A 7077-nucleotide genomic window follows, 5' to 3' on the forward strand; every position below is an offset into this window, starting at 1 on the left:
TCCGGCTAGCGAAGATCGCGGCGCATAACAAGCGCGCCGGTCGGTCCATGTTCCGGCGACTTGTAGTAATTCGGTCGCTTGCCGACCTCACGGAAGCCCAACCGCCGATAGAGCGCGATCGCCGCGACATTGGTCTCGTCGACCTCCAGGAACAGCGCTTCGGCGCGCTGCGCGTGAAGTTCGCGCAACACCGCATCCATCAATTGCCAGCCGAGCCCCTGCCGGCGGTGGGATCGAGCGACCGCGACGGTCAGGATCTCGCCTTCGCCGGCCGCCAGCCTGGCCAGCACGAAGCCGACCGGAGGCTTGGCGCCCTGTCCGGTTTCACGCGCGGCATAGCCGAATACGGTGTCCTGTTCGAGCAAGGCAGCGAATTCACCATCGGTCCACGGGCGGACAAAGTCCTCGCGATGCAACAGGGAGACCGCCGGGCTGTCGGCGATCTTCAGCGGCTCGAGCGCATAGTCCCGGCGGCGTGGTTGGAGAAAAGGTATGCGCATCAATTTTCTTGCCTTGAAAGAATGAACCCGGCCTGCGGCTTGGCGTCGGCGCCGCGCAAATAAAGCGGTTTTGGCCTTTCGCCGGGACCCTTGGCGGCAGCCAGACGGGCGTATGTGACAATATCGGCGGTAGCCGTCTGAGGCCCGATATCGAAGCCGCTTCCAGCCGACGCGGCAATCAGCGCCGCCGCTGTACCGGCAAGCACCGAAGAACGTTCCGTCGCCATCGCCACCACGTCAGCCAGTGTGGCGACAGCCGGACCGTAAGTCAAAACCGACATTTCATCATAAAGGGCGGCATGGATTTCCTCGCGACCAGCATCGAGCGCCGCCAGGACGGCGCGATCGGGAAATGCCGCTGCCGCCTCAGCAGCCAGCGCCTCGAGCGTCGTCACCCCGATAGCCGGAACCTTCAGCGCCAACGCCAGGCCACGCGCGGTCGAGACGCCGACGCGCAGGCCGGTGAAGGAACCGGGGCCGACGGAGACGGCGATGGCGCCAAGACCGGCATAGTCGGTGGCACTTGCCTTCAGCGCTTCGGCAATGACCGCCATCAGGTGCTCGGCATGGCCTTTGCCGAGATTAAGCACCGAACGGCCAAGCTCCTGCTTCGCCGCCTCGTCGTAGACGCAAGCGGCGCAGAGGTTGGCGGCACAGTCGATGGCAAGCAGTTTCATGAAGCGACCGGTTCGAAAGAGAGTTCCCTGTGCCTGCCACGGCTCGCCACCGCAAGTGGATAGTGCATAATTCGTTAAGCGGCTTCGCTTCGGCCCGCAGGAAATATCTAGGCAGCCTGTTCGATGCGCAGCATGTGGTTGTCCCAGACATAGTCCGGTTCGGAGCGTGTCGCACCGCTGCTCTCGACGATTTCGCCGGCGCCTGTGGAGGCCATGAAGCCGGTTCCGTCGGGCGCCACGCCGCAAACCTCGACTAGTGCGCTGGCCGAGACGATCCGGCTGCTCGCCGCATCGATCACGACAAGCGAATTGCCTTCCGGCGACGAGACGGCGACGGTGCCGGCAGCCGGATTGGCGGCGACCGAACCGATATAGTTGCGGAAGCCGGACAGCACGTCCTGCGGCATGTCGAGCAACTGCAAGTCCTTGCCGCGCGCCGCGCGGCCGACCAGCAGCGGGCGATCGGTGCCCAGCCCCCGGTACTGGCAGCCGAACCAGACGGTGCCGGATCGATCTGCGTCCATGTGGCGGATCGACAACTGGTGCAGTGCCTCCGGGAGTTCATGCTTCTCGATGAGATCGCCGGTGAGGCGGTCAATGAGCACATAGGACGGCTTCATGGTGGCGATGTTGAGCTCGGCGCGACCGTAATCCGGATGGGTTTCGATGCCGCCATTGGCAACAGCGATCGTCCTGCCGTCGCCCAGCAGCAGCAGCTCGTGCGGACCCATGCCGTAGGTCGGGAATTCACCGACGCGACTGAATTTGGACCGCGCATCGTAGACACCGACCACGCCGGCGGCGTTGTCGAAGTGGTTTTCGGTGGCGTAGTGCAGTGCCCCGTCGGGCGAGAACACGCCATGGCCGAAGAAGTGCCGGCCCGCGATGCTGGCGATGGTCAACGGCGCGTCACGGCCCGAATGATCGAACACAACGGCGAACGTGCCGGGCTGGCGAGCGAAGACCACCGAACGCTTCGACACCGGATCGAAGGTGACGTCATGGCCACGATCGGGCAGGTCGATCGCGTGCAGGATCTTGCCGGCCTCGGATAGGACAGCGGCGCCATAGCTGCCATCACGCTTGACGAAGGCGGTGGCGAAGACGGCGTCCGCCGCGAGCGCCTTCGCCCAGGCCGACGGCGCCATTGCCGCGATGAAGCCAACGCCTGCAGCCCTCAGGAAATCGCGGCGATCTAACAGCGGGGTTCTCAATTCAGTCCCCATCCAGCGACGAGAAGCCGGCGGTCAGGCCGAATTCGGCGGTCAGCCTGGTGCCGATCAGGGTCGACAGGCTGGAGGTGATCAGCGCGAAATGGTCGAGCTTGTCACGCAGTGCCGGATCGGCAAGCGCCTTGTCGATCGGACCCTGGATGGACTTCGCGGTAGCGATACCATTGATCAGCTGGATACGGATCGATTCCGCCATCCAGCGCGCATCGGCCGGCAGTGCGTCGCCAAGCTTCGACGCCTGGAACAGCGTGTCTATCCCGGACAGATTGCCGGCTAGCGAATTGGCAGTGTTCTGCGAGCGCCAGTAGATCGCCTGTTTCGGCTTGTCCGCATCCGGCTTGTCGCCGAAAAACCCTTTCAGGCGCACATCGCGAACCATTTCCAGTTCATTGATGAAGACGCCGACCAGTTCGGTCACCGCTTCGTTGCCGTCGCGGTAGAGCGGGTTCTGTGGCCCCGGATTGGCCCAAAGGGCAGCAAATCCGTTGGGCTTGTTCCAGGCATCGTTGACGTCGCCGGCCATGGTTTCGATGTTGCCGGCAATCGCGGCGCCATAGGCGCAGCGATAGGGATCGCCCTTCGCGGTCAGTGCTTCCGCGCCATCGCCATAAAGCACGAATTCCAGCGCACCCAGCCCCTGCATGGCGACACTTTTACTGGCCAGCTGTGCCGGGTCGGTGGCGGTCGCATCCTTGTTCGCCAAGGCCGCCTGCACCTGCTTCAGGCCGATGCCTTTGCGATCCGGCCAGAACAGCATGCGTTCCAGCCGGTTGTTGTCCTTGATCGGCCCGAAGCCGATGATTTCGGCCGACGACCAGGCATAGACGGTGGCGGAAAATGCCGCGCGCGCGGCATCGAGCTCCCCTTGCGAGGGCGCTTCGCAGAGCTTGTGCATCGCTTTCGTTAAGGCTTCCGCATGCTCGTGCAGGCCGGCATAGGCTGGGCGAACAAAGCCGTCGATCGCCCCCTGGATGATTTCGGAGGCTTTGACCGCCGCAGATGCCGGGACGGCGAGCAGAGCCAGCGGGAGAACGAGAAACAATGCAGAGCGCTTGAGCATCACAGTGACCCCAGGAATTTGAGCAGCGCATCGCGGTCGGCCGCGTCAGCGGCGGCAAAGCGGTCACGCGCCTTCTGCGCTTCGCCGCCATGCCACAGGATCGCCTCGGTCAGACTGCGCGCGCGCCCGTCATGCAGGAAGAAGGAATTGCCGTTGACCGTCTCGGTCAGGCCGATGCCCCACAAAGGCGGCGTGCGCCACTCATTGCCCGTCGCATCGCCTACGGCCTGGCCGTCGGCCAGATCAGGCCCCATGTCGTGCAGCAGGAAGTCGGAATAAGGCCAGATCAACTGGAAGGCTTGCGCCTTGTTGGGCGTGCCACGACGGGTGACGAATTTCGGCGTGTGGCAGGCAATGCAGCCGATCTCATAGAAGACCTTCTTGCCGGTGAGCACATCTGGTTGGTCGAGGTCGCGGCGCGCCCGCACGGCCAGGTTCTGCGAATAGAAGGTGACCAGATCCATCACCGGCGGCGGCGCCTCGACCGGGCCGAGACGCTGCTGCACGCCGTTCGGCATGGCGAGGCATTTGACTTGCGTGGCGGTGCAGTCGCCCCAGTGTTTTGGCACTTCCGGCGTCGAGATGCCGATGTCGCCGGCGAAAGCGTCCGCCGCCTGCCGGCGGATCGATGCGGCTTGCGCCTTCCAGCCGAAACGGCCAAGCGTCAATTCGCCGCTGGAGCTGTCCCGCACGATGTTCGGCTTGCCGGAAATGCCGTCACCGTTGCGGTCGTGCGGATCGGCGTTGGCAAGAATATCCGCTGGTGCAATCTCTTCGATCAGGCCAAGGCCGATCATCGGCGGCGTCAGGCGCGGCGACAGCGTGGTGCGCGGATCGAGAGGTCCATAGGCAGGATCGACCACCGAATAGCTGGGTTTGCGCAAGGAAATCACGGCGCCGTCTGCCAGTTCTACCTTACGCTCCTGATAGTCGACATGCATGCGGCCCTCGCTGCGCAGGCCGGGCACCGCCAGGTCCTGCAATTGCGCGCCATAGACCGGATCGGGGAAGTTCAGCACCTTGTGGTCGACAAGCGCTGCTTTCTCTTCGGCCGTACTGGCATCGCGCGCCAGCCGCAGGAACATCGAAGTCGTGCCGGCATCGCCTTGCGGGGGACGGCCGCGACCATCCTTCAAATGGCAGTTCTGGCAGGCGCGTTCGTTGAACAGCGGGCCGAGCCCATCCGACGCCTGCGTCGAGGATGGCGACGACACCCAGTTCTTGCGAAACAGGGCATTGCCGAGCTTGAAGTCGCCCTCCTCCTCGAAGGTGATGTTGGCCGAGGATTGCGAGAAGGAATCGCGGCTGACGTCCTTCCTGAACGTGCCGGCGCCGCCTTGCATCAGCTCGAACTGCTCAGGCCTGGAAAAATCAGCGGTCGGCCTGGTGATGGCGGTGACGCGCGCCTGATCCTTCGGACTGAGGTCGGTGCGCGTGGTGGCGAGGCCGGCAGGTTGAAGATCACCTGCCATCGCGGAAGAGGAGAGCGCGATTGCGAAGACGATACAGCGCCGACGCGCCAATCCGGCCGGCGTCTTCCGAAGGAGCAGCGAGCCGTCGGCCCGCCGCACGCGGCGCATGAATTCTAACAGGCGCCGCATCCCCGCATGTCCTTAATCGGCCTCGTGCGCCGATGCAGCGTTGAGCTGGCCGTATTTTTCCTCGCCGATCGAGGCAAGCAGGTCGAGCTGCGTCTCGAGGAAATCGATGTGACCCTCTTCGTCGGCCAGCAATTCCTCGAACAGCTTCATTGTCACATAGTCGCCGGCGTCGTTGCAGATCTCGCGTGAACGCTTGTAGGCGGTACGCGCGTCATATTCGCCGGCAAGGTCGGATTCGAGCACTTCCTTGACGTTCTGTCCGATGCGCAGCGGCGCCACGGACTGCAGGTTCGGATGGCCTTCAAGGAAGATGATGCGGGCCACGAGCTTGTCGGCATGGTGCATCTCCTCGATCGATTCCGCCCGCTCCTTCTTTGCCAGCTTGGCGTATCCCCAGTCCTCCAGCAGACGGAAATGTACCCAGTACTGATTGACGGCCCCCAGCTCCAGAAAAAGAGCCTCGTTAAGCCGCTCGATGACCTGGGGGTCGCCTTTCATGATTTCTGCTCCCGTATTGGACGCGCAGGCTTCTGACGCGATCCAGGTGTAAAACGATATCGACGCTGCTCGCCTCGGAGCGGGCGTGGTAATTTTCGGTGACCCGAATGATCGTTTCCACCACATTTGGGAAGCAGCCGCAACAGCGCCCGCGCTTTTGCATGGCGTGATAGACCTTTGCCGGCACGATCAGTTGCCAGGGGTCCTGATCCAGCAGCGCAATGATCGTCTGCTCGATTTCCCTCTCGGTGATGATGTTGCAATGGCAGATCAGCATTGGTTTGCTCGGATGGCTGGCGGCGCCTCCCGCGCCGTGTGGCTTGATTTCCTATCGAAGCCCGTCCGACACCGATTGCCCGGCTCCGGATCAGGCTCCAACCCTTTGACTTACTTGAACACCTTGTCGGGTGCGTCGAGACTGTCGGATCCTTCGAAGGCGATGGTGCTGAGTTTCAGGGAGCCAACGGCGCGTTCGATCGACTTCGTCTGGTCGATCAACGCGTCGATTGCCGCCTGCACGGTCGCATTGCCTTGCGCATTGCCCTCGGCGATCTGCTGGTCATAGGCCTCGCCAGCCAGTGCCCGCGCCTTGATCGCCTCCATCTTGGCGACCGTCACGTCGAGCTTGTCCGACAGTTCCTTGTCGATCGCCGGATCGGCTGCTTTCACCATATCGGCCACCGAGGGACCCGAAACGACGGTGCCGTCGAGCCTCGTATATCTGGCATGATAGGCGGAGCGGATGCCGATGGCATCATAGAGATGCGAGTTATAGGTGTTGTCGGAGAAGCAGTCATGCTCCTCTTCCGGATCGTGCAGCAGCAGGCCGAGCTTCATGCGCTCGCCGGCCAGTTCGCCGTAGGATAGCGAGCCCATGCCGGTGAAGATGATCGAGATGGCGGTGTTCGGGTCGCCGTCGATGAGGGCCTTGCGTGCGGCACCGCCTTCCTTCCAGTCGTTGACCATCTTCTGCAGGTCGCCGACCAGAAGGTCAGTCGCCGATTTCAGGTATTGGGCGCGACGGTCGCAATTGCCGCCGGTGCAGTTCTTGAGGTCGTAGTCGGAATAGGGGCGCTCGCCGGCACCCGGGCCGGTGCCATGCAGGTCCTGACCCCAGAGCAGGAATTCGATGGCATGATAGCCGGTGGCGACGTTTGCCTCCACGCCGCCGGCTTCCTGCAATGTGCCGGAGAGGAATTCCGGCGAAAGGCTCGAAGCGTCGACTTTCTTGCCGTTGATCTCGATCCCCTTGTTGGCGATCACATCGGCCGTATAGAGCGCATTCGCATCCGATTCGGTGCCATAGCTCTTGGCGACATAATCGATCAGCCCTTCGTCCAGCGGCCAGGAGTTCACCTCTCCTTCCCAGTCGTCGACGATCTTGTTGCCGAAGCGATAGACCTCGGTCTGCTGGTAGGGAACCCCGGGCGCCCCCCCCCCCGCGGGGGGGGGGGTGTGTGGGTGTGGGCGCGGGGGTGGGGGGGCGACCGCGCGGCCGCGGGGTGTGCG

8 protein-coding genes are annotated in these 7077 nt (G+C 63.4%); all 8 read right to left on the reverse strand.

Going from position 1 to position 7077, the window contains the following annotated elements; all coding sequences use genetic code 11:
• Positions 1–5: 5 nt before the first annotated feature.
• Entirely contained in the window at positions 6–500 is a 495-nt protein-coding gene (rimI, locus tag NKH57_RS05910) for a ribosomal protein S18-alanine N-acetyltransferase (RefSeq protein ID WP_023758130.1), read from the reverse strand.
• Positions 500–1177 carry a tRNA (adenosine(37)-N6)-threonylcarbamoyltransferase complex dimerization subunit type 1 TsaB gene (tsaB, locus tag NKH57_RS05915; RefSeq protein WP_352942534.1) on the reverse strand — a complete coding sequence of 226 codons (678 nt, stop codon included), beginning with the start codon at positions 1175–1177 and terminating at the stop codon, positions 500–502. The genes rimI and tsaB overlap by 1 nt, the downstream gene beginning before the upstream one ends.
• 107 nt (positions 1178–1284) lie before the next feature.
• Positions 1285–2391 carry a DUF1513 domain-containing protein gene (locus NKH57_RS05920; RefSeq protein ID WP_352942536.1) on the reverse strand — a complete coding sequence of 369 codons (1107 nt, stop codon included), beginning with the start codon at positions 2389–2391 and terminating at the stop codon, positions 1285–1287.
• A gap of 1 nt (position 2392) precedes the next feature.
• A complete protein-coding gene (locus tag NKH57_RS05925) occupies positions 2393–3469 on the reverse strand; it encodes an imelysin family protein (protein WP_352727057.1) in 1077 nt (358 codons plus the stop codon).
• Positions 3469–5070 (reverse strand): di-heme oxidoreductase family protein, encoded by a 1602-nt coding sequence (locus NKH57_RS05930; RefSeq protein WP_352942539.1) that lies wholly within the window; start codon positions 5068–5070, stop codon positions 3469–3471. Before NKH57_RS05930 ends, NKH57_RS05925 begins: the two co-directional genes overlap by 1 nt.
• Before the next feature lie 12 nt (positions 5071–5082).
• Entirely contained in the window at positions 5083–5568 is a 486-nt protein-coding gene (bfr, locus tag NKH57_RS05935) for a bacterioferritin (protein ID WP_023758135.1), read from the reverse strand.
• Positions 5534–5845, reverse strand: a complete 312-nt coding sequence (locus NKH57_RS05940; RefSeq protein ID WP_352942541.1) for a (2Fe-2S)-binding protein — start codon at positions 5843–5845, stop codon at positions 5534–5536. The genes bfr and NKH57_RS05940 overlap by 35 nt, the downstream gene beginning before the upstream one ends.
• Before the next feature lie 110 nt (positions 5846–5955).
• On the reverse strand, positions 5956–7077 hold a 1122-nt coding region (locus NKH57_RS05945; RefSeq protein WP_352942543.1), incomplete at its 5' end, for an imelysin family protein.

The organism is Mesorhizobium sp. M1050 (genome assembly GCF_040318715.1).
Taxonomy (GTDB): domain Bacteria; phylum Pseudomonadota; class Alphaproteobacteria; order Rhizobiales; family Rhizobiaceae; genus Mesorhizobium.